The organism is Stenotrophomonas sp. YIM B06876 (assembly GCF_030711595.1).
Lineage (GTDB): Bacteria > Pseudomonadota > Gammaproteobacteria > Xanthomonadales > Xanthomonadaceae > Stenotrophomonas.
On record NZ_JAUJUJ010000002.1, the window covers coordinates 70,358 to 93,481 of the forward strand.

16 protein-coding genes are annotated in these 23,124 nt (G+C 67.0%); 10 read left to right on the forward strand and 6 right to left on the reverse strand.

Annotation, left to right across the window (positions count from 1 at the left end):
* Window position 1: 1 nt before the first annotated feature.
* The 4 genes from QZH66_RS01485 to QZH66_RS01500 form a co-directional block, all read right to left on the reverse strand.
* Window positions 2–898 carry a helix-turn-helix transcriptional regulator gene (locus tag QZH66_RS01485; protein WP_305804171.1) on the reverse strand — a complete coding sequence of 299 codons (897 nt, stop codon included), beginning with the start codon at window positions 896–898 and terminating at the stop codon, window positions 2–4.
* A 115-nt stretch (window positions 899–1,013) separates the two neighbouring features.
* Complete coding sequence (locus QZH66_RS01490; RefSeq protein WP_305804173.1) at window positions 1,014–3,329, reverse strand: winged helix-turn-helix domain-containing protein; 2,316 nt, start codon at window positions 3,327–3,329, stop codon at window positions 1,014–1,016.
* Window positions 3,330–3,581: 252 nt separating this feature from the next.
* On the reverse strand, window positions 3,582–4,259 hold the full coding sequence (locus tag QZH66_RS01495; RefSeq protein ID WP_305804174.1) for an ion channel: 678 nt from the start codon (window positions 4,257–4,259) through the stop codon (window positions 3,582–3,584).
* Window positions 4,260–4,296: 37 nt separating this feature from the next.
* A complete protein-coding gene (locus QZH66_RS01500; protein WP_305804175.1) occupies window positions 4,297–4,881 on the reverse strand; it encodes a DUF4136 domain-containing protein in 585 nt (194 codons plus the stop codon).
* Between the two features lie 316 nt (window positions 4,882–5,197).
* Between QZH66_RS01500 and QZH66_RS01505 the strand changes: the two genes are divergently transcribed.
* Entirely contained in the window at window positions 5,198–6,775 is a 1,578-nt protein-coding gene (locus QZH66_RS01505) for a BCCT family transporter (protein ID WP_305804176.1), read from the forward strand.
* A 97-nt stretch (window positions 6,776–6,872) separates the two neighbouring features.
* On the opposite strand, the gene ggt is transcribed toward QZH66_RS01505, so the two are convergent.
* Entirely contained in the window at window positions 6,873–8,576 is a 1,704-nt protein-coding gene (gene ggt / locus QZH66_RS01510) for a gamma-glutamyltransferase (RefSeq protein ID WP_305804177.1), read from the reverse strand.
* Window positions 8,577–9,311: 735 nt separating this feature from the next.
* Between ggt and ilvC the strand changes: the two genes are divergently transcribed.
* From ilvC to gdhA, 9 genes are all read left to right on the forward strand, one after another.
* Window positions 9,312–10,286, forward strand: coding sequence for a ketol-acid reductoisomerase (gene ilvC, locus QZH66_RS01515; RefSeq protein ID WP_305804178.1), 975 nt, complete (start codon window positions 9,312–9,314; stop codon window positions 10,284–10,286).
* A 39-nt stretch (window positions 10,287–10,325) separates the two neighbouring features.
* Window positions 10,326–12,047, forward strand: a complete 1,722-nt coding sequence (gene ilvG / locus QZH66_RS01520; protein WP_305804179.1) for an acetolactate synthase 2 catalytic subunit — start codon at window positions 10,326–10,328, stop codon at window positions 12,045–12,047.
* Entirely contained in the window at window positions 12,031–12,282 is a 252-nt protein-coding gene (locus QZH66_RS01525) for an ACT domain-containing protein (protein WP_305804180.1), read from the forward strand. The genes ilvG and QZH66_RS01525 overlap by 17 nt, the downstream gene beginning before the upstream one ends.
* Before the next feature lie 138 nt (window positions 12,283–12,420).
* On the forward strand, window positions 12,421–13,518 hold the full coding sequence (locus QZH66_RS01530) for a threonine dehydratase (RefSeq protein WP_305804181.1): 1,098 nt from the start codon (window positions 12,421–12,423) through the stop codon (window positions 13,516–13,518).
* Between the two features lie 26 nt (window positions 13,519–13,544).
* Window positions 13,545–15,062, forward strand: coding sequence for a 2-isopropylmalate synthase (locus QZH66_RS01535; protein ID WP_305804182.1), 1,518 nt, complete (start codon window positions 13,545–13,547; stop codon window positions 15,060–15,062).
* A 30-nt stretch (window positions 15,063–15,092) separates the two neighbouring features.
* Window positions 15,093–16,511: a 3-isopropylmalate dehydratase large subunit gene (gene leuC, locus QZH66_RS01540; protein ID WP_305804183.1), complete on the forward strand. Its 1,419-nt coding sequence runs from the start codon at window positions 15,093–15,095 to the stop codon at window positions 16,509–16,511.
* Between the two features lie 166 nt (window positions 16,512–16,677).
* Window positions 16,678–17,256 carry a 3-isopropylmalate dehydratase small subunit gene (leuD, locus tag QZH66_RS01545; protein ID WP_305804184.1) on the forward strand — a complete coding sequence of 193 codons (579 nt, stop codon included), beginning with the start codon at window positions 16,678–16,680 and terminating at the stop codon, window positions 17,254–17,256.
* Window positions 17,246–18,343: a 3-isopropylmalate dehydrogenase gene (gene leuB / locus QZH66_RS01550; protein WP_305804185.1), complete on the forward strand. Its 1,098-nt coding sequence runs from the start codon at window positions 17,246–17,248 to the stop codon at window positions 18,341–18,343. Before leuD ends, leuB begins: the two co-directional genes overlap by 11 nt.
* A gap of 104 nt (window positions 18,344–18,447) precedes the next feature.
* A complete protein-coding gene (gene gdhA, locus QZH66_RS01555; protein WP_305804186.1) occupies window positions 18,448–19,791 on the forward strand; it encodes an NADP-specific glutamate dehydrogenase in 1,344 nt (447 codons plus the stop codon).
* A gap of 159 nt (window positions 19,792–19,950) precedes the next feature.
* On the opposite strand, the gene QZH66_RS01560 is transcribed toward gdhA, so the two are convergent.
* The gene (locus QZH66_RS01560) at window positions 19,951–23,124 is read right to left on the reverse strand and encodes an efflux RND transporter permease subunit (RefSeq protein WP_305804187.1); all 3,174 of its coding nucleotides are present in this window, start codon (window positions 23,122–23,124) and stop codon (window positions 19,951–19,953) included.

Below are 23,124 nucleotides of genomic sequence, written 5' to 3' on the forward strand. Positions count from 1 at the left end.
TTCACACTGAGGCGATTGATTTGCGCGATGGGTTCGTAGACTTTGCCGAATCTGGCGGCAGGGTTTCGACGGCATGGCGATAGCGCGTGGCCGAGGTGCCGAAACGGGCGCGGAAGGCACGGGCGAAACTGCAGCAATTGTCGAACCCGCTGGCCGAGGCCACTTCGCCGATCATCATGCCGGTATCGCGCAGCAGCATCGCCGCGCGCTCCAGCCGCAGGCGCGCCGACAACGACTGCGGGCTTTCTTGGTACAGGGTCTGGAAGGTCTTGGACAGGTACCAGCTGGAGAAGTTGGTCAGCTCGGCCAGCTCGCCAATGCGCACCACGCGGTGGCTGTTTCCCTCCAGGTACATGCGCGCCCGCTGCATCCGCCCGAACACCTGGCGCTTGCGGCTGCGCGAACGCCCCGGACAGCGCTGGATGCCGTCCGACAGCTCGCGCTGCAGCGAAGCCAGATGCAGCAGCAGCGGCCGCAATGCGAACACGCCCGCCTGGCCGGCTTTGGCCTCGCGCCACAGCCGCAACGCCAGACGCGCTTCGTGGCGGGTCATGCGTCCACGGCCGGCATACAGGCTGCAATCGGCCAGCGCGCCGAGTGCCCGCAGCGCTTCGGCATCCAGGCTCACGGCGATGCACAGGCCATCGCGGCCGGCCTGGATCAGCGGCCGCGATTCCTTCTCGAAGGCGATCCACTCGAGCTGGCGCAGGCGGAACTTGCCCTCCTTGGCCTCCACCCATGCACTGCCACGCAACTGCATCCACACCGTGAACGAGGTCCCCGACGACTGCAGACTGCCCAACCGGGCCACGCCGACGCAGCGGGGACGCGGCACGTCATCGACCTGTTTGTCGAAAGAAACCGCCTGACCCCGGTCGACCCATGACACCTGCTGCATACCGCACACCATCTGTTTGCCATCAATGGCCGATGGTTTTGCCAACTGTGGCCGCTGGTGTCAGGACGGCTTCACGACAAACATCCGAATTCGCCACGAGGCTGATCCGAAAGAATCACGATGGTCTTTTTTTCAACAGCGGCAACCACTTGGCCACGCCCAGCAGCGGGCCCGGCGCGCTCTCGGGCAGCTCCATCAGGCCGATATCGGTGCCGTCGGCCACCGGCAGGGCCGCATAGACCGCCTGGCCATCGGGCGCTGCGCTGAAGCCGTTGCTGGAACCGTACTGCGTGGAGGCCAGGCAGCGGCTCTCGGCGGGGCCTTCGATCCGGCTCAGCATCGTCGCGCAGCCCGAGCCGATGTGCAGATATTCCACCGCCCCGCGCGCAGTCACCGTCCAGGTGCGATAGCGCCAGCGGGTCGGCAGTTCCACGCTGACGTGCCGGATGCTGGTGCGGGACAGCGCGGCATCGACCTCCCACAAGCCGCCCTCGGCCAGCCGGGTGAACAGCAGGCGCTTGCCGGCATGGTCGTAGTGCGCCTGCGAAACCCCTTCAATCTGGCCCAGGCGCCGCCACGGCGTGGTGGAACGGTCGAACAGCGACAACCACATGCGACCGTCCTCACTGCCATCGCGTTCGATCAGATAGATCCGCTGCGGGTCATCGCCATACAACGCCTGCAGCGGCTGGCCGAGCGGCACCGGCAGTCGGGTCCAGTGGCCCTGCTCGGGAACGACCTCGTAGATGCCGGCCAGCCCCGACTCGTCGCGTCCGGTCACCAGCAATCGACGGCTGTCCCCCGACCAGTCCGGCGGCTGCCGGGCTTCCGGGCGCAGCCCCTCGATCAGCCGCAGCGTATGCGGCTGATCCAGCTCCGCCCACCACAGCGCATGGATTCCGGACCGGTCGGAAGTGAAGGCCAGCTGCCGCCCATCCGGGGACACCATCGGCTGTCCGTCGCGGCCGGAGGACGGATACAGCCGCTGCGGGGGACCGGCCGCGGCGCCCAGTGGAATCTTGAACAGGCCGAACTGCGGCCGCCGGTGCATGAAGGCCAGCGTGTTGCCCTTGCGTGCCACCGACGGACTCTGCGCATCATCCAGCCCCAGGTCATGCAGGGTGCGGGTACGCACATCCACCCGGTACAGACGCGCTTCGCTGTCGATGCGCCGGCCGAAGACGATGCGACGGCTGTCGGAAAGCCAGCTCCAGCCGCGGATCTCGGCGGCATCGTCGGTCAGCCGGCGGGCGGCACCGCCGGCGGCGGGCATCACCCACAGATCGCCGACCTGCGGGTTGCGCACAAACGCGATCCAGCGGCCGTCGGGCGAATAGCGGGGCGCGTAGTCGAAATCATCGCTGCCAATCTCGTAGGCGATGTCCTGCCAGCGCCCCGACTGCAGATCCAGACGGCGGATGCCACGGCTGGCCGCGGTACCGCCCATCGAACCGAACAGCAGGCCGCGGCCGTCGGGTGTCCAGTCGAAACTGAGCATGTCCGCGCCCTCGCATCCGGTCGCGCGACGGGTATTGCCACCGGTGGCGCCGATGATCAGGACTTCGCAACTGCCCTGTGGACCGAAGCGGGCGAAGGCGATCTCGCGCCCGTCCGGCGACCAGGCGGCAAACCGGTCGGAGTATCCGGCCGGCGTGGGCAGCAGCGCGCGCGGCGAGGAGTTGCCCGCCGCCTGCAGCATCAAGGTGGAGTGGCCATCCGACTCGCTGGCATAGGCCACCAGTGCGCCATCGGGCGACACCGCCGGATAGGTTTCGAAGCCTTCGCTGGCGGTGATCAGCCGGTACGGCCGCTCCGGACTGCCGATGACCCGCGTTCCCCCCTCGATCACCGCATCCACCGGCGAGGCGGCTGGACGCTGCCACAGCAGGAACGCCATCACCGTGCAGCTGGCCAGCAACAGCAGGCCGATCGCCAGCAGCACATGGCGGCGCAGCTGGCGCCGCCACCGCGAGCGGCTGGCAGCGGGTTGCCGCGGTGCAGGGGCCGCTTCCCGCCCGGCCGTTTCAGCCACAGCAATGTCTTCCGGCAGCGGCCCGGCGCCCAGCGAGGCCGGTTCGCCACTGACCGGCACCAGCAGCCGATAGCCGGTTTTGGCGATGGTCTCGATGTAGGCCATGCCTGCCTGATCGTCCGCTCCGGACGAAAACGCCTTGCGCAGCTGGGTGATCGCCTGGGTCAGCACATCGTTGGTGGGCAGCGTGTCGGGCCAGACTTCATCGAGCAGTTCGTCGCGGGTGACCACGCTGCCCGCATTGCGGGCCAGCACCTGCAACACGCCGGCGGCCTTGGGCGTGAGCCGGCGGGGGCGACGCGCACCTGGGGCATATACCTCACGGGAAGACAGCACCACGGTGCAGTCGCCGATCATTATCCTGTCGGGTGTCGGCGCTTCGTTATCGTTATCGATCATGCCACTCAGAAGACTGAATGCCGAGGGACACTGCCTGTGTCTTCATTCGTTTGCGGGGTTGCCGCAGACCAACCGCCAGAATCCGCAAAAGGCGTCAGCACAAAAAGTAAAAGTTCCAATGGCGGCGGATATTAGCCTATGCATTGTTAACCGCGCTGCCGCGTGGTGCGACATCAGGCTCTCTCTCGCCGACGAAATTATATAAATTGCTGCATGATTCGCGCCTTCGGGCGCGATTTTTTTATCTGGCGTTCAGGTTTTTTGAGCCTTGTAGATGGTCATCCCGACCAGTCGCGATACCACCAGCGCCACATACATGACGCCTGAAAACTGCTCGATCATCACCAATCCGCGCGCTTGCGGATGCACCGGAAGCACATCGCTGAGTCCAACCCCCGACAACAAACTGAAGCTGAGATAAAGCAGCTCGACCCAGCTGCGGAAATCGCCTTCACTGGCGGCCAGGAAACTCCCCGGAAACCACTGCTGGCAAACCGAATAGGCGAACGCGAACGCCCATGCCAGCAAGGTGAAGGTGGCGCCGGCGGCGAACAACTCGTCACGGGTCACGGTATGGTCCTGCAGCATGTAGGCGATCAGGCTGCCGGCGGTATAGAAGTACAGCAGGCTTTCCAGCAACTGCCCGGTGGTGGTCACCGCGGGCAGGGTCCACACCGCACCGGCCACCGACAGCGCCACCGCCGGAACGGCCAGCAGCAGTGCCAGCCACATCACCGAAGGGCTCCGGCGCACCACCCACACGGCCAGTGCCAGCACCACAATGCCGAACGCGCCGAACAGGGCGCGCCCCGCAGCGGCTTCCTCCATTGCCGGATACAGCAACACCCCCAGCAGCTGTACGGCCAGCAGCCAGGCGGAAGGATGGCGGCGGGCCAGGGCCAGCCCCTTGAGCAGCGGCCGCCGGCTCATGCAGATGGCGGCAGCGGGCTAGGCATGACGCCTCTGGTCAAGGCGCGGTCTGCCCGGCGCGGTAGGGAAACCTGGCGAAAATCGCGGCCACCGCCTCGTCGATTTTGCGCCCCCGCTGCTCCGGATCCATCCGCGCCACGCTGCCCACCGCAACGCCCTCCCACACCAGCCGGTTCTGCCGCACATCCACCAGATCCACGTTCAAGGTGCCCTCGGTGTACTGCCGCACATCGGTACGGTCTCGCCAATATGGCAGTGCCACATAGGAGCGGGCGCGATAGCTGTAGTAATAGTCGTAATCCACTTCCGGCAGATTGATGACGCGGGTCACCTCCTGCAGGTAGGCGTTGAGATTCACCCACAGGTCCGGATCGGCCGCCGCGAACACGTAGCCGCGCGACTCCATCTGGGCGCGCACCGCCGCTTTGATCCGGTTGCTGGTGATGGTGCTGTAACCATGATGCTCGACCGCCAGCGGCGAATAGAACGCGAAGCTGCGGTAACGGTTGAACTCTGCGGCCGGATCGGCCTGGACGCGGACCTGCGGCGTGCTCGCGCAGGCCGCCAGCAGGCACAGCAGTGAAAGCGACGCCAGGCGGAACAGCAATCTGCCGGTCTTCATGACAACTCTCCGCAGCACAGGGAGGGCAAAACGCTAACATGCCGCTGTGGATCATCGCGTCAATGCGCGCGCTTTCACCCGTTGCGAAACGCCGCTGCGCCGGCAGTAACCGCACCCGAAGGGAGTGTGGCAACCCCACGCGTCAATCCGCGCCCCCATGACGGGGCGAATACATCGCACCGCTTACTCTTCTGCCGCCTGTATTGGCCGTGAATCCGCGCCACCCGGTGCCTACCGGATTGATCTGTGCCAGTTGCCGTTTTACCGCTGGAGATCACCCCCCTCTTTTCCTTCATCCGATCGGAGAAACTCCAGCATGGTGTTCCGAATTTCCATCGCACTGCTCGCCCTGCTGGTGCTGGCAGCCGGCCTTGCGCCGGGTCCCTTCAACAACGTGGTCCAGAGCGGGCTGGCGCAGGTCATCAAGAACACCGGCTGGATCTATCTGCTGGTGGTGTTCATCACCTTGTCGTTCCTCATGTACCTGGCGTTCGGCCGCTTCGCCACGCTGCGCATCGGCGGCGAGGATGCCGAGCCGGAGTTCTCCAATACCAGCTGGATGTCGATGCTGTTCGCCGCCGGCATGGGGATCGGCCTGGTGTTCTGGGGCGCGGCGGAACCGATCTCGCATTTCGTCACCCCACCTGAAGGCCTGCCCCCACAAAGCATGGAAGCGGCGCGTGCCTCGATGCGCTATGCGTTCTTCCACTGGGGCCTGCATCCGTGGGCGATCTATGCGTTGATCGGCCTGGCGATGGCGTGGTTCCAGTTCAACCGCAACGGCCGCGGGCTGATCAGCGACCTGCTGCAACCGGTAATCGGCCGCCACCATCGCGGCTGGATCGGCGCGGTGGTCAATGTCGCCGCCGTGGTGGCCACCGCGATTGGCGTGGCCACCACGCTCGGATTTGGCACTATCCAGATCGCCGCCGGCATCGAGCGGATCTTCGGCCTGCGCTCGTCGCTCACGTTGCAGCTGGCGATCATCGCCGGCGCGTTCGTGCTGTACATGGCCTCCACCACCAGCGGCGTGCACCGCGGCATCAAATGGCTGTCCAACTTCAACCTGGGTCTGGCCGCAGTGCTGCTGGCGCTGATCCTGGTGCTCGGCCCGACCGGCTTCATCTTCGATACGTTCACCACCACGTTGGGCTCGTATCTCAACCAGCTGGTCACGATGAGCCTGCGCATGTCGCCATTTTCGGGCAGCACCTGGGTGGCCGACTGGACCATCTTCTACTGGGCGTGGTGGATTGCCTGGGCGCCGTTCGTGGGTTCGTTCATCGCCCGGGTGTCGCGCGGCCGCAGCATCCGCGAGTTCGTGCTGGGCGTGGTGATCGCGCCCAGTGTGCTGGGCTTCCTGTGGTTCTCGGTATTTGGCGGCACCGCACTGTGGTCGCAGATTTTCGGCCATGTCGATCTGGTCAGCGCGCTGGGCAACGGCTATGAAACCGTGCTGTTCACCATGTTCGACAGTCTGCCGATGCCGATGCTGCTGTCGGTGATGGCGCTGGTGCTGCTGATCATCTTCTTCGTCACCTCGGCCGACTCGGCGGTGCTGGTACTGGCCAGCATGTCCACCGACGAGGCCGGCGATCCGCCGCTGTCACGGCGCGTGGTCTGGGGCGTGGCGGTGGCGTTGATCGCCGGCACCCTGCTCGTGGCCGGCGGACTGGATCCGCTGCAGGGAGTGATCACCATCGCCGCACTGCCATTCGCGATGCTGATGCTGCTGGTGATCGTGTCGCTGTACCGGGTGCTGGACGTGGAATACCACAAGCAGCGGCGGAAAGCGGCACGCGCGCGGCACCTGATCGACCAGTGGATCGCGCGCGATCTGGCCGCGCAGGAGCAGAGCACCGGCGCGGCCCCCCTGTCGCCACGCGGCGACTGAGCGCGACGGCCGGGCGCATCGGCGGCGGGATGCTGCCACCGCCAATGCGCCGGTTCCCACGGGACCAGCATCGCGCCGGACGCTCTGCCCGATGGGCTCAATACCCGGCGGCCTGGCCGTCCTTGCGGCTTTCCGAGGCGCCGTAATACACGCCGGTGTCCGGGTCGCGCAGGATCGCCTGGTAGCCACCGTACGGGCCATCGGCAAACACCACGCGGTGGCCCTTGCGCATCAGCGCGCGCACCGTTTCGTAGGGGAATCCGGTTTCCAGGTTGAGCTCGCCCCCATCGCTCATCGCCGTGGCCTGCCCGGTCGGTTCGGTCGAGCCGTCGTGCTGGATCCGCGGCGCGTCTCCGGCTTCCTGCAGGTTCATGCCGAAATCGACCAGGTTCATCACGATCTGCGCGTGACCCTGCGGCTGCATCGCCCCGCCCATCACCCCGAAGCTCAGCCACGGCTTGCCGTCCTTGGTGACGAAGGCCGGGATGATGGTCTGGAACGGGCGCTTGCCCGGGGCATAACCGTTGGGGTGGTTTTTCTGCAGCACGAACATCTCGCCGCGGTCCTGCAGGATGAAGCCCAGTCCCGGCGGTGCCATGCCGCTGCCCATGCCGCGGTAGTTGGACTGGATCAGCGACACCATCATGCCGTCGGCATCGGCCACGGTCATATAGATCGTGTCGCCCTCCTGCAGCTGTTTCGGCGTACCCGGCTGCACCTGCTTCAACGCCTTGTCCATCGCGATCAGCTGGCGGCGCTGCGCGGCGTAGCTTTTGGAGATCAGCCGCTGCACCGGCGCCGGTGAAAACGCCGGGTCGGCATAGAACCGGGCGCGGTCGGCAAACGCCAGCTTCTTGGCTTCGACAAACAGGTGCACGTGCTCGGGCGAACCGAACGGGATCTTGGAGAAATCGTAGCCTTCCAGAATGTTGAGGATCTGCAGCGCGGCGATGCCCTGGCTGTTGGGCGGCAGCTCCCACACGTCATAGCCACGGTAGTTGCTGCTCACCGGCTCCACCCACTCGCCGCGATGGCTGGCCATGTCCTCGTAACTCAGATACCCGCCATTGGCCTTGAAATAGCGGTCGATGGTGCGGGCGATATCGCCCTTGTAGAACGCATCGCGGCCGCCGTCGGCAATCTTCTGCAGGGTGTCGGCCAGGCCCGGGTTGCGCCACATCTCGCCCTTGCGCGGTGCACGCCCCTCGATCGTGAACTGTTCCTTGAAGCCCGGGTACGGCGACAGCCTCGGCACCGAGCGGTCCCAGTAATACGCGATCACCTCGGCCACCGGATGGCCCTCGCGCGCATAGCGGATCGCCGGTGCCAGGTTGTCGGCCATCGGCTTGCGGCCGAAGCGCTCGTGCAGGGCGAACCAGCCATCGACCGTCCCCGGCACCGACACCGGCAACGGGCCGGTGGCGGGAATTTCCTTCAACCCGCGACGCTGGAACTCGGCCAGGGTCAGTGACTTCGGCGAACGGCCCGAGCCGTTGTAGCCATACAGCTTGTGCGTCTTCGGGTCCCACACGATCGCGAACAGATCACCGCCAACGCCATTGCCGGTCGGCTCCATCAGGCCCAGTGCGGCGTTGGCGGCGATGGCCGCATCCATCGCCGAGCCCCCCGATTGCATTACTTCCAGCGCGATCTGGGTCGCCAGCGGCTGCGAGGTCGCGGCCATCGCATGCGGGGCGATCACCTCGGAGCGGGTGGCAAAGCCGGGGCCGGTGATGCGGTCGGCGGCGGCGGCCGGCATAACCGTCAGACAAGACAAGGCGAGCAACAGCAGACGTGACATGGTGCATCCGGTGGGAAGGGAAACCGGCGCCACGATAGCCGGTTGCCGTGCTTGCCAGCAGTGCCGGATGGCCCGGGTCGGTTGCTGCTGCCGACAGCCCCTTGCAAACAGCCGGCAGGCCGGCCGTGGCCGCAGCTGTCCGGCTGCCTGTGGAGTCCACTCGAATGCATCCAGTCACCGCATGCGGGGCACCGTGACCAACGCGGTTTCCATCCACCGGCATCCGCGCAGTCGTGGCGATAGAAGCGCCACGTCGCCCATCTGCAATTAGGTTGCAGCGGCAACCATGCCGCGGTGGCGGGGGTTGCGGCCGGCCTGCCGCCGACCGGACCTGCAGGCGTTGACATCCGCGCCCGCCGGATGCTTATCTCCAACCCATGTTGCACCGCCACACCACCGCCGAACACCTGCACCCGGCCCCGGCCAACGCCGCGACGGCGCTGCTCGTACTCGTCCTTATTACCGAACCACCAGGGGTGGGGCGAGTTGGCGCGTAGGAAAAAAGCAGCCAGATTCGAACAGAAACCCCGCACCGGCCCCGGCGCGGGGTTTTTCGTTTAAGGCCTCAATTTCAACTGAAACCATGCCCACCTTCGTCCACCCGCAAGAAAACCCCGCACAACCGCCCGCGGCCCACCCCTGCGGCGGCGCTTGCCCGTGCCCACCTCCGATCCGGCCGACGCGTTCCTGACCCGTCGGCCGTTTTTTTATTCCCCAGCCAAGGAACTTCGCACCATGAGCACCCACGACCTGCCCCAGATCAAAGTCGCCGTTGTCGGTTACGGCAGCCAGGGCCGCGCGCATGCGCTGAACCTGCGCGAATCCGGCTTCGATGTCACCGTCGGCCTGCGTGCCGGCGGCCCGACCGGGATCAAGGCCAAGGCCGACGGCTTCACCGTCAAGCCGCCGGCCGACGCGGTCAAGGACGCCGACCTGGTGGCCGTGCTGACCCCGGACATGGTGCAGAAGAAGCTGTACGAGGACGTGCTGGCGCCGAACATGAAGCCCGGCGCCTGCCTGCTGTTCGCGCACGGCCTGAACGTGCACTTCGGCATGATCGCCCCGCGCGACGATCTGGACGTGGTGCTGGTCGCGCCGAAGGGGCCGGGCGCGCTGGTGCGCCGCGAATACGAGATCGGCCGCGGCGTGCCCTGCATCTGGGCGGTGCACCAGGACCGCAGCGGCAAGGCGGAGCACTACGCGCTGGCCTACGCGGCCGGCCTGGGCGGCGCCCGCGCCAACCTGATCAAGACCACGTTCAAGGAAGAGACCGAGACCGATCTGTTCGGCGAGCAGGCGGTGCTGTGCGGTGGTGCCTCGGCGCTGGTGCAGGCCGGTTTCGAGACGCTGGTCGAAGCCGGCTACCAGCCGGAAATCGCCTACTACGAAGTGCTGCACGAACTGAAGCTGATCGTGGACCTGTTCTACGAGGGCGGCATCACCCGCATGCTCGAGTTCGTCTCGGAGACCGCGCAGTACGGCGACTACGTCAGCGGTCCGCGGGTGATCGACGCCGGCACCAAGGCGCGCATGAAGGATGTGCTGACCGACATCCAGAACGGCACCTTCACCAGGAACTGGGTGGCTGAATACGAAGCCGGCCTGCCGAACTACAACAAGTTCAAGCAGGCCGACCTGGAGCATCCGATCGAGAAGGTGGGCAAGGAACTGCGCGCCAAGATGGTCTGGCTGCAAACCCAGAACGCGTAACCGCGCGGCTCCCCCACCCGCTATCGCAAAGGTCGCAGCATGAACACCTCCGCCCACGGCGCGCCCCGCAACGGCGCACGCTGGTTGACGCAGGCCCTGGAGGCCGAAGGCGTGGAAACGCTGTTCGGCTACCCGGGCGGCACCATCATGCCGTTCTATGACGCATTGGTGGATTCCACCCTCAAACACATCCTGGTCCGCCACGAGCAGGGCGCGGCGCTGGCCGCCAACGGCTATGCCCGCGCCAGTGGCAAGGTCGGCGTCTGTGTCGCCACCTCCGGCCCCGGTGCGTCCAACCTGGTGACCGGCATCGCCGATGCGATGCTCGACTCGGTCCCGATGGTGTGCCTGACCGGCCAGGTCGCTACCCCGCTGCTGGGTACCGATGCGTTCCAGGAGCTGGATGTGTTCGGCATGACCCTGCCGATCGTCAAACACAGCTGGCTGGTGCGCAGCGTGGACGACCTGCCGCAGGTGGTCGCCGAGGCGTTCCGGATCGCCCGCGAAGGACGGCCCGGGCCGGTGCTGATCGACCTGCCCAAGGATGTGCAGCAGGCCGATGCCTCGCATCTGCCCGACCATGTGCCGGCGGTGGTCGAACCGGTGCCCGCACCGGAGGCCGAACGCCTGACGGCAGCGATCGAATTGATCGCCGCCGCCGGGAAACCCGTCATCTACGGCGGCGGCGGCATCGGTCTGGCCGAGGCGGTGGAGGATTTCCGCCGCTTTGTCGAAACCTCCGGCATTCCCACCGTGCTGACCCTGCGCGGGCTGGGCGCACTGCCACCCAACCATCCGCAGTATCTGGGCATGCTCGGCATGCACGGCACCCGCGCGGCCAACATGGCGGTGCAGGAAAGCGACCTGCTGATCGTGGTCGGCGCCCGCTTCGATGACCGCGCCACCGGCAAGCTGGCCGAGTTCGCCCCGTTCGCGCGCGTCATCCACCTGGATGCCGACGCCTATGAGATCTCCAAACTGCGCAGCGCCGATATCGCCATTCCCGGCAATGTCGCCACCGGCCTGCAACAGCTCACCGGGATCCGCGGCAACTGCAACGCCTGGCGCGCCCGCTGCGCGGCCAACCGCGAGAAATTCAGCGCCCGCTACGATGCGCCCGGCGACCACGTGTATGCCCCGGCGCTGCTCAAGCGTTTGAGCGAGGTGGCCCCGGCCGACACGGTGATCGCCTGCGACGTCGGCCAGCACCAGATGTGGGTCGCCCAGCATTGCCGCTTCAACCATCCACGCAACCATCTGACCAGCGGTGCGCTGGGCACGATGGGGTTCGGCCTGCCGGCGGCGATGGGCGCGCAGTTCGCCTGCCCGCAGCGCACCGTGGTGCTGGTGTCCGGCGACGGCAGTTTCATGATGAACGTGCAGGAGCTGGCCACCATCGCCCGCTGCCGGCTGCCGGTGAAGATCATCCTGCTGGACAACAGCTCGCTGGGCATGGTGCGGCAGTGGCAGGAGCTGTTCTTCGCCGAGCGCTACAGCGAAATCGACCTGTCCGACAACCCGGATTTCGCCGCGCTGACCCGGGTGTTCGGGATTCCGGCGCAGCGCATCAGCCGCCGCAGCGAGGTCGAAGACGGCCTGGCCGCGCTGCTCGACCAGTCCGGTCCGGCACTGCTGCACGTGGCCATCGACGCCCGCGCCAACGTCTGGCCACTGGTGCCGCCCAACAACGCCAACAGCACCATGCTCGACAGCAACCCGGCCCACCCCACGCAGGAGACCCCCCATGCAATACCGGCTTGAGCTGGTGCTGAAGCCCGTGGAAGGCGTACTGCTGCGCGTGATCGGCATGGTCGAGCGCCGTGGCTTCGCGCCGTGCGCCATCCACGGCGCGCCCAATGCCGATGACGACGGCCGCTGGCACCTGCAGCTGCTGGTCAACGGCGATCGGCCACCGGAAACCCTGTGCCGGCAGCTGGAAAAAGTCTACGACTGCGAGTCGGTGCGCATCACCGCCAGCGCCGGAGCGTGCGTATGAGCCCGGTCATGGCGGCCGTTTCGACCCGCACCGCCAAGGTGCCGGCACGGAGGCGTCTTCTTCGCTGCGCCTGCCATGGTGCCGGCGCTGTCGCTGCGCTCGCCCTTGCCACGCGCCGCGGCGTACCGTGCCACGCCGATGCCTGATTCCGGCCGCGCCACCTCGCAGAACCCGGACCCAGGCGACGTAGTCGTCAGCGTCGCCGATGTACTGGCGGCCCAGGCGCGGCTGCGCCGCTACCTGATCCCTACCCCGCTGCACTATGCCGAGCGTTTCGGGGTCTGGCTGAAGCTGGAAAACCTGCAGCGCACCGGTTCCTACAAGGTTCGCGGCGCCTTGAACGCGATGCTGGCGGCGCTGGAGCGTGGTGACGAACGCCCGGTGATCTGCGCTTCGGCCGGCAACCACGCCCAGGGCGTGGCCTGGGCCTCGCACCGCCTGGGTGTGCAGGCCATCACGGTGATGCCGCATGGCGCCCCGGCCACCAAGATCGCCGGTGTCCAGCACTGGGGCGCCACCGTGCGCCAGCACGGCGCCAGCTACGACGAAGCCTACGCCTTCGCCCGCGAGCTGGCAGGACAGAACGGCTACCGCTTCCTGTCCGCCTTCGATGATCCGGACGTGATCGCCGGCCAGGGCACGCTGGGCATCGAGATCGCCCCGCACGCGCCGGATGTGGTGATCGTGCCGATCGGCGGTGGCGGCCTGGCCTCCGGTGTGGCGCTTGCGCTGAAGTCGCAGGGCGTGCGCATCATCGGCGCCCAGGTCGAGGGTGTGGATTCGATGGCCCGCGCGATCCGCGGTGACATCCGCGCCATCGACCCGCTGCCCACCTTGGCCGACGGCGTCAAGGTCAAGATTCCCGGCTTCATCACCCGCCGCCTGTGCGCCAGCCTGCTCGACGACGTGGTCATCGTGCGCGAAGCCGAACTGCGCGAAACCCTGGTGCGACTGGCGCTGGAAGAACACGTCATCGCCGAGGGCGCCGGTGCGCTGGCGCTGGCCGCGGGCCGCCGCGTGGCCGGCAAGCGCAAATGCGCGGTCGTATCCGGCGGCAATATCGATGCCGCGGTGCTGGCCACGCTGTTGTCCGAAGTGCGGCCGCGCGCCCCACGCAAACCGCGCCGCCGCAGCACCGAACGACTTCGCAGCCAACTGGCCGCCCCCCTGCTCCGCGCCGCTTCCCTCGCCCCCTTGTCCGCCACCGCTACCGTTGTTGAGGAGATCCTCTGGTGACCACTGCCGTTTGCCCCCGAATCAGAATGTTTGACACCACCCTGCGTGACGGCGAGCAATCCCCCGGCTGCAGCATGAGCCCGCCACAGAAGCTGGTGATGGCCCGCGCCCTGGCCGAACTGGGGGTGGACGTGATCGAAACCGGCTTCCCCGCCAGCTCGCAGTCCGACCGCGAAGCGATGGCGCTGATCGGCCGCGAGGTGCGTGACCCGGTGCTGGCGGTGCTGTCGCGCTGCCTGGCCGCCGATATCGAAACCTCGGTCAGGGCGCTGGACGCGGCCGCACGCCCGCGCCTGCACGTGTTCCTGTCCACCAGCCCGCTGCATCGCGAGCACAAGCTGCGCATGGACAGGGAGCAGGTACTGGAGTCCGTGCACAGGCACGTGACGATGGCGCGCGGCTATCTGGACGACATCGAGTTCTCGGCCGAAGACGCCACCCGCACCGAACTGGATTTCCTGACTGAGGTCACTCAGGTCGCCATCGCCGCCGGTGCCACCACCATCAATTTGCCGGACACGGTCGGCTTCACCACGCCCGACGAGATCCGCGCGATGTTCCAGCACGTGATCGGCAATGCCGCCGGCGCCGACACGGTGATCTTCAGCGCCCACTGCCACAACGACCTGGGCCTGGCCGTGGCCAACTCGCTGGCCGCCATCGAGGGCGGCGCGCGCCAGGTGGAAGGCTCGATCAACGGCATCGGCGAGCGCGCCGGCAATTGCGCGCTGGAAGAAATCGCGATGGTGCTGAAGGTACGCAATGCCTTCTACAACTTCGACAGCGGCTTGGACACCCGCCGCATCGTGCCGACCTCGCAGCTGCTGCAGCGCCTGGTCGGCATGCCGGTGCAGCGCAACAAGGCGATCGTCGGCGCCAACGCCTTCGCCCATGAGTCGGGCATCCACCAGCACGGCATGCTGCGCCATCGTGGCACCTACGAAATCATGCGTCCGGAAGACGTGGGCTGGGAGTCCTCGCAGATGGTACTGGGCCGCCACAGCGGGCGCGCCGCGGTCGATGCGCGCCTGCGGGCACTGGGCTACTGGCTGGAAGAGGAAGAACTGAGGCTGGTGTTCAAGCAGTTCAAGGCGCTGTGCGAAGAGATGCGGGTGATCACCGATGCCGACCTGCAGACACTGATGCTGGGAAGCCCGGCCAGCGACGGCTACCGCCTGGCGTCGATGACCATCAGCGATATCGGCAGCCGCGCCAACGCGCTGGTGGAGCTGTCCGACCCGGAGGGCAACCGCGTCGCCGAAACCGCACAGGGTGACGGTCCAGTCGATGCGCTGTTCGCCGCGCTGGCCGCCGCCACCGGGGTACAGCTGACACTGGACAGCTACCACGTGCACAGCGTCGGCGTCGGCGCCGATGCGCGCGGCGAGGCCAACCTGGGCGTGCGTTACGAGGACAGCGCCTATGAAGGCACCGGCACCAGCAAGGACATCATCGAAGCCAGTGCCCTGGCCTGGCTCGATGTGGCCAACCGCCTGCTGCGCCAGCGCGGCAACATCGAAAACGAACACGTCGCCACCGCCTGAGTGCGGCCGCCAGAACCACGGAAGAACCCGATGAGCTCCAATGCAAAAACCCTGTACGACAAGCTGTGGGATGCCCACGTGGTCGTGCCTGAAAACGACAGCGCCCCGGCCGTGCTGTATATCGACCTGCACCTGATCCACGAAGTCACCTCGCCGCAGGCGTTCACCGAGCTGCGCGAGCGCGGCCTGAAGCCGCGCCGCCCGGATCGCACCAAGGCGACGATGGACCACTCCACGCCGACCCTGCCGGCCGGCCCCGACGGCAAGCTGCCGTACGCCAGCCAGGCTTCCGAGGCGCAGGTGGAGATGCTGGCGCGCAACTGCGCCGAGTACGGCATCGAGCTGTTCGATCTGGCCTCGCCCAGCCGCGGCATCGTCCACGTGATCGCTCCGGAACAGGGTTTCACCCAGCCCGGCATGACCATTGTCTGTGGTGACAGCCACACCTCGACCCATGGCGCGTTCGGCTCGCTGGCCTTCGGCATCGGTACCAGCGAAGTCGGCCACGTGCTGGCCACCCAGTGCCTGCTGCAGCGCAAAGCCCGGACCATGGCGATCACCGTCAATGGCGAACTGGCCCCGGGCGTGGGCGCCAAGGACGTGGTGCTGCACATCATCGGCGTGATCGGCGTCAACGGCGGCACCGGCCATGTGCTGGAATTCCGCGGCGCGGCGATCCGCGCGATGGACATGGAGCAGCGCATGACCCTGTGCAACATGTCGATCGAAGCCGGCGCCCGTGCCGGCATGGTGGCGCCGGACCAGATCACCTTCGACTGGGTTGCCAGGACCCCGCGCGGGCCCAAGGGCGCCGAGTTCGACACCGCCGTCGCCCACTGGAAAACGCTGGCCAGCGACGAAGGCGCGCGCTTCGATGTGGAGGTGCAGATCGATGCCGCCGACATCCGCCCGACCCTGACCTGGGGCACGCACCCGGGCACCGCGATCGCCGTGGATGCGCCGATCCCGGCCGCCAACGATGCCGCCGCGCAGAAGGGCCTGGACTACATGAAGTTCGAAGCCGGCCACACGCTGGCCGGCACGCCGGTGGACGTGGTGTTCGTCGGCTCCTGCACCAATGGCCGGCTGGGCGACATGCGCGAAGTGGCGCAGGTGCTGCGCGGCCGCCGCATCGCCGAGGGCGTGCGCATGCTGGTGGTGCCGGGCTCGGAGATCGTCAAGCGCGATGCCGAGGCCGAAGGCATCGATGAGATCGTGCGCGCCGCCGGCGCCGAATGGCGCGAACCGGGCTGCTCGATGTGTATCGCCATGAACGGCGACCTGGTCGCTCCCGGCCAGCTGGCAGTGAGCACCAGCAACCGCAACTTCGAGGGCCGCCAGGGTCCCGGTTCGCGCACGCTGCTGGCTTCGCCGATGAGCGCGGCGTGGGCGGCGGTGAACGGCTGCGTTGCCGATACCCGTGATCTGTTTGCCAGGGAGGTGGCGTGATGACCGCCGTTTTTGCCCTTCTCCCTCCGGGAGAAGGTGCCCCGAAGGGGCGGATGAGGGCGACCGCGGCTCATTCCGGCAAACACCCCGCGCAGGCGCACCCTCATCCGGCGCCGCGTGCCCCCTTCTCCCGGGCGGAGAAGGGCGAAGTACTGGAGCTGTACTGATGGCTGCCCTGACCCGCATCGTTTCGCGCAGCGTGGTGCTGCGCCAGACCAATATCGACACCGACCAGATCATTCCGGCGCGCTTCCTGTCCACCATCGAGCGTGTCGGACTGGGCAAATACGCTTTCAACGACTGGCGCTGGCAAGCCGATGGCGCGCCGAATCCGGAATTCGCCTTCAACCAGCCGCACAACGCCGGCCGCAGGATCCTGCTGGCCGGACGCAACTTTGGCTGTGGTTCCTCGCGCGAACATGCGCCATGGGCATTGACCGACCTGGGACTGCAGGCGATTGTCAGCAGCGAGATCGCCGATATCTTCCGTGGCAACGCGCTGAAAAACGGCCTGCTGCCGATCGTGCTGGACGAAGCCGACGTGCAGGAGCTGATGCGCAACCCGGACGATGAGCTGACCGTGGATGTAGCCGCGCGCGAGCTGCGTACCTCCAGTGGCAAGACCTATCCGTTCCCGCTGGATGGCTTCTCGCAGACCTGCCTGCTCGAAGGTGTGGACCAGCTGGGCTGGCTGCTGGGCCGTACCACCGATATCGAACATTACGAGACTGAACATGCACGCTGAAATCGTCGTATTGCCCGGTGACGGCATCGGCCCTGAAATCACCGCCGCTGCGGTCGATGTGCTCAAAGCCATTGCCACCGGCTTCGGCCACAGCTTCAACTTTGTCGAACACGACATCGGCGGCATCGCCATCGACCGCCATGGCGAACCGTTGCCGGCAAGCACGCTGCACGCCTGCCGCAACGCCGATGCGGTGCTGCTCGGCGCAGTCGGTGGCCCGAAGTGGTCCGATCCGAATGCCAAGGTGCGCCCCGAACAGGGCCTGCTGGCGATCCGCAAGGCGCTGGGGCTGTTCGCCAACCTGCGCCCGGTACGCACCCACCCGGCCGCGTTGCATGCCTCGCCGATCAAGGCCGAACTGCTCAAGGACGTGGACTTCGTGGTGGTGCGCGAGCTGACCGGCGGCATCTACTTCGGCGACAAGACCCGCGATGCCGACAGCGCCAGCGACCTGTGCCGCTACAGCGTGGTGGAGATCGAGCGCGTGCTGCGCAGCGCCTTCCGCCTGGCGCAGCAGCGCCGCGGCAAGCTGACCTCGGTGGACAAGGCCAACGTGCTGGAGACCTCGCGGCTGTGGCGTGACATCGCCGCGCGCCTCGGCCGCGAGGAGTTCCCGGATGTGGAGCTGGAACACCAGCTGGTCGATTCGATGGCGATGCACCTGATCGTCAAGCCGCGCGTCTACGATGTGATCGTCACCGAGAACATGTTCGGCGACATCCTCACCGACGAGGCCTCGATGCTGGCCGGCTCGCTGGGCCTGCTGCCGTCGGCCTCGCTCGGCGAGGAAGGCAAGGTCGGCTCTGACGGATCGGCAGCGCCGATCCGTCGAATCGGCGTGTACGAGCCGATCCACGGCTCGGCCCCGGACATCGCCGGCAAGGGCATCGCCAATCCCTACGCCACCATCCTCAGTGCGGCGATGCTGCTGCGGCATTCGCTGGGACTGGAAGCCGAAGCGGCCTGCATCGAAACTGCGGTGGCCGCCGCCCTGGATGCCCACATCTTCACCGCCGACCTGGCCGCCGCCGGCCACGCCGTCGGCACCGCGCAGGCGGCGCAGGCGGTACTTGCCCGACTGCCGTAATCCTGTTCCGACGCGGCCTCCTGGCCGCGTCTTTGTCTACATCACCGGACGCTGGCAGCGACACCGCCACCTCCCTGGAACGGCCCCACGCCGGAGGACTGCACGTGACCTACCGCAATTCCGATGATTTCCTTGCCCACGTGGCCAAGCGCGATCCGTATCAGCCCGAATTCCTGCAGGCGGTCAAAGAGGTCTTCCTCAGCCTGTGGCCGTTCCTGCAGCAGTACCCGCATTACACAGAACAGGGCCTGCTGGAGCGGCTGGTCGAACCGGAACGGGTCATCCAGTTCCGCGTCGCCTGGGCCGACGACCACGGCCGCACCCACGTCAATCGCGCCTGGCGCGTGCAGCACAATTCGGCGATCGGCCCGTTCAAGGGCGGCATGCGCTTCCACCCGTCGGTGAACCTGTCGATCCTGAAATTCCTGGCGTTCGAACAGACCTTCAAGAACGCGTTGACCACGCTGCCGATGGGCGGCGGCAAGGGCGGCGCGGACTTCGACCCCAAGGGCAAGAGCGACGGTGAAGTGATGCGCTTCTGCCAGGCGCTGATGCTGGAGCTGCACCGCCATCTGGGCCCGGATACCGATGTGCCGGCCGGTGACATCGGCGTCGGCGCGCGCGAGGTCGGCTACATGGCCGGGATGATGAAGAAGCTCAGCAACCAGGCCGCCTGCGTATTTACCGGCAAGGGCCTGGCCTACGGCGGCAGCCTGATGCGCCCGGAAGCCACCGGCTACGGCACTGTCTATTTCGTCGAACAGATGCTGCACCACGCCCGCCGCCAGACCCACGGTGCACGGGTGCTGGTGTCGGGCTCGGGCAATGTCGCCCAGTACGCCGCGCTCAAGGCCCACGAACTGGGCGCACGGGTGCTGACGTTTTCCGATTCGGGCGGCACGCTGTACGCGCGCGACGGCTTCGACGAACAGGGGCTGCAGGACGTGATGACGCTGAAGAACGAGCGCCGTGGCCGCCTGGCCGAACTGGCCGACGATCCGCGTTTCGAGTTCCTGCGCGATCGCCGCCCCTGGCACATTCCGGCCGACATCGCCCTGCCCTGTGCGACCCAGAACGAGCTGGATGAGACCGACGCGCGCACGCTGGTCCACAACGGCGTGCTGTGCGTGGCCGAAGGCGCCAACATGCCCTCCACGCTGGAAGCGGTGGACGTGTTCCTGCAGGCCGGCACGCTGTACGCACCGGGCAAGGCCAGCAATGCCGGCGGCGTGGCCACTTCGGGGCTGGAGATGTCACAGAACGCGCTGCGACTGTCCTGGCGTCACGCCGATGTCGACGAACGCCTGCACGTGATCATCAAAGAGATCCATGCCAACTGCGTGCAGCATGGCAAACGCGCCGACGGCAGCGTCAACTATGTCGACGGCGCCAATATCAGCGGTTTCGTCAAGGTCGCCGACGCCATGCTGGCGCAGGGGCTGTATTGAGCGGGCGTCAGCCCGCGCGCGGCACCGCCGCAGCGTCGTGACGCCTTTTACCGGCGCCTCATATGTGACCGGCGCACGGATCCATGCAATCGCGCCGCAGCCGGACACCCGGCCGATGCGGCCGGCCGGGGCTTGCCCGACCGGCGACATACACGTGCTTCAGGGCAGCGTCTGGCTGCCCGACTCTTCCGGCTGCACCCGGAACCAGGCCGCATACAGCGCCGGCAGGAACACCAGGGTCAGCACCGTACCGACAATCAGCCCGCCCATGATCGCCACCGCCATCGAGCCGTAGAACGCGCTGCGCGACAGCGGAATCATCGCCAGCACCGCGGCCAGCGCGGTCAGCACGATCGGGCGGAAGCGGCGCACGGTGGCGTCGATGATCGCGTGCCAGCGGTCATGGCCGGCATCGATGTCCTGCTGGATCTGGTCCACCAGGATCACCGAGTTGCGCATGATCATCCCGGCCAATGCGATCGTGCCCAGCAGCGCCACGAAACCGAACGGCACCCGGAACAGCAACAGGAACAGGGTGGCGCCGATGATGCCCAGCGGCGCGGTGACCAGCACCATCGCCGCGCGCGAGAAGCTGCGCAGCTGCAGCATCAGCAAGGTCGCCACCACGATCAGGAACAGCGGCATGCCGGCCTTGATCGAGTTCTGCCCGCGCGCCGAATCCTCCACCGTGCCGCCGGTTTCCAGCAGATAGCCGGCCGGCAGCCCATCACGGATCGCGGCCAGGGTCGGCACGATCTGCTCGACCACGCCGACCGGCTGGGTGCCATCGCCGATATCGGCACGCACCGTGACCGTCGGCAGCCGGTTGCGGTGCCAGATGATGCCGTCTTCGAAGGCGTACTCCAGCGTGGCCACCTGCGACAGCGGCACCGCGATGCCGCTGGGGGTGGGAATCGACAGGCTGGCGAGCATGTCCAGATGCGCGCGCTCGTTGTCGGGTCCGCGCAGCAGCATCTCGATCTGGCGATTGCCCTCACGGTAGGTGCTCACGCGCATGCCCGACAACGAACTGGTCAGGAACTGGCTGACCTGGGCGCTGCTCACGCCCAGCGCACGGGCACGGTCCTGGTCGATGACCAGCCGCACCACCTTGCTCGGCTCGCTCCAGTCCAGGTTGACGTTGGTGACGTGCGGATTCTGCCGCACCTTGTCCGCCACCTGCCGCGCCAGCGCCTGCACCGTGGGAATGTCCTCGCCGGACACGCGGAACTGCACCGGGTAGCCAACCGGCGGTCCGTTCTCCAGCCGGGTCACGCGCATCTGCACATCCGGGAACTGCTTGACCACGTCTCGCAGCAACCACTCGCGGGTGCGCTCGCGCGCCTGCAGGTCCTCGGTCAGCACCACGAACTGGGTGAAGTTGGTTGCCGGCAGCTGCTGGTCCAACGGCAGGTAGAAGCGCGGCGAGCCGGTGCCCACATAGGCCACGTAGTTGCGGATGCCCTCGCGCCCCTTCAGCAGCTTCTCCAGCTTGGCCGCCTGCGCCTGCGTCGCCTTCAGCGAGGCGCCCTCGGCCAGTTCGATATCCACCATCAGTTCCGGCCGGGTCGAATCAGGGAAGAACTGCTGCGGCACGAAGCGGAACATCAGCAGCGAGAACACGAACAGCGCGATGGTGGCGAAGATCACCCACCAGCGGTGGCGCAGGCAGGAATCGAGGAAACGCCGGAAGCGCTGGTAGAACGCGCTCTTGTAAGGATCGTGGTCATGCGCCAGTTCCTTCGGCGCGATCAGGTTGGCCAGCGCCGGCTGGCGGTCGGCCCAGCGCAGCCGCCACGCGCGCCAGCGTCCGGCCAGGCTGCGCGGTCCGGGCAGCGTGCGGTTGAACAGGTCCGGCAACATCTTGTCGCCCAGATACGGGATGAACAGCACCGCGGCGATCCACGACACCACCAGCGCGATGGTCACGACCTGGAACAGCGAGCGGGTGTATTCGCCGGTGCTGGAGGCGGCCGTGGCGATCGGCAGGAAGCCGGCCGCGGTGATCAGGGTGCCGGTCAGCATCGGGAACGCGGTCGACTCCCAGGCGAAACTGGCCGCGCGCAGGCGGTCGAAGCCCTGCTCCATCTTGGTGGCCATCATTTCCACCGCAATGATCGCATCGTCCACCATCAGCCCCAGCGCCAGCACCAGCGCGCCGAGCGAGATCTTGTGCAGGCCGATGTTGAAGTAATGCATGACGAAGAACGTCATCGCCAGCACCAGCGGAATCGTCACCCCGACCACCAGGCCGGTGCGCAGCCCCAGCGAGAAGAAGCTGACCAGCAACACGATGATCACCGCCTCGGCCAGCACGTGCACGAACTCGCCCACCGACTCCTCCACCGCGTGCGGCTGGTCGGACACCTTGCGCAGCGCCATGCCGGCCGGCAGGGTTTTCTGCAGTTGCGCGAACTGCGCGTCCAGCGCCTTGCCCAGCTTGAGGATGTCGCCACCGTCCTTCATCGCCACCGCCAGGCCGATCGCATCCTGCCCCATGAAGCGCATCTGCGGCGCTGCCGGATCGGCAAACCCGCGGGTGACCTCGGCGATGTCGCCCAGATGGAGGGTGCGGTCACCGGCGCGGATCGGGAACTGGCGGATATCGTCCACGCTCTGCAACTGGCCGCTGACGCGCAGCTGCACGCGGTCGGTCGGGGTCTCGAAGAAACTGCTCGCGCTCACCGCGTTCTGGTCGGCCAGCGCCTGCTGCACCTGTTGCAGCGACACGCCGAGGGTGGCCAGCTTGGTGTTGGACAGCTCGATCCAGATTTTTTCGTCCTGCAGGCCAAGCAGGTCGACCTTGCCGACATCGGCCACCCGCTGCAGCTCCAGCTGGATACGGTCGGCGTAGTCGCGCATCACCGCGTAATCGAACCCCGGCCCGGTGAGCGCATAGATATTGCCGAAGGTGTCGCCGAACTCGTCATTGAAGAACGGCCCGATCACTTCGGCCGGCAGCGAGGAGCGGATATCGCCCACCTTCTTGCGCACCTGGTAGAACAGTTCCGGCACATCCTTGGAACGCATCGAATCGCGCGCCATGAAGATCACCTGCGATTCGCCCGGCCGCGAATACGACCGGATGAACTCGTACTGGCCGGTGTTCATCAGCGCTTTTTCCAGCGGCTCGGTGAGCTGGCGCGAGACCTGCTCGGCGGTAGCCCCGGGCCAGCGCGCCTGCACCACCATCGCCTTGAAGGTGAACGGCGGGTCCTCGGACTGGCCCAGGTGCTTGTAGGACCAGGCGCCGATCACCGCCATCGCGATCATCACGAACAGCACCAGCGGCCGGTTGTTGAGGGCCCACTCGGAAAGATTGAAGCGACGCAC

Coding starts and splice junctions, on each gene's coding strand:
- QZH66_RS01485 (WP_305804171.1), bottom strand. CDS start 898: ATGCAGCAGGTGTCATGGGTCGACCGGGGTCAGGCGGTTTCTTTCGAC.
- QZH66_RS01490 (WP_305804173.1), bottom strand. CDS start 3,329: ATGATCGATAACGATAACGAAGCGCCGACACCCGACAGGATAATGATC.
- QZH66_RS01495 (WP_305804174.1), bottom strand. CDS start 4,259: ATGAGCCGGCGGCCGCTGCTCAAGGGGCTGGCCCTGGCCCGCCGCCAT.
- QZH66_RS01500 (WP_305804175.1), bottom strand. CDS start 4,881: ATGAAGACCGGCAGATTGCTGTTCCGCCTGGCGTCGCTTTCACTGCTG.
- QZH66_RS01505 (WP_305804176.1), top strand. CDS start 5,198: ATGGTGTTCCGAATTTCCATCGCACTGCTCGCCCTGCTGGTGCTGGCA.
- ggt (WP_305804177.1), bottom strand. CDS start 8,576: ATGTCACGTCTGCTGTTGCTCGCCTTGTCTTGTCTGACGGTTATGCCG.
- ilvC (WP_305804178.1), top strand. CDS start 9,312: ATGAGCACCCACGACCTGCCCCAGATCAAAGTCGCCGTTGTCGGTTAC.
- ilvG (WP_305804179.1), top strand. CDS start 10,326: ATGAACACCTCCGCCCACGGCGCGCCCCGCAACGGCGCACGCTGGTTG.
- QZH66_RS01525 (WP_305804180.1), top strand. CDS start 12,031: ATGCAATACCGGCTTGAGCTGGTGCTGAAGCCCGTGGAAGGCGTACTG.
- QZH66_RS01530 (WP_305804181.1), top strand. CDS start 12,421: ATGCCTGATTCCGGCCGCGCCACCTCGCAGAACCCGGACCCAGGCGAC.
- QZH66_RS01535 (WP_305804182.1), top strand. CDS start 13,545: ATGTTTGACACCACCCTGCGTGACGGCGAGCAATCCCCCGGCTGCAGC.
- leuC (WP_305804183.1), top strand. CDS start 15,093: ATGAGCTCCAATGCAAAAACCCTGTACGACAAGCTGTGGGATGCCCAC.
- leuD (WP_305804184.1), top strand. CDS start 16,678: ATGGCTGCCCTGACCCGCATCGTTTCGCGCAGCGTGGTGCTGCGCCAG.
- leuB (WP_305804185.1), top strand. CDS start 17,246: ATGCACGCTGAAATCGTCGTATTGCCCGGTGACGGCATCGGCCCTGAA.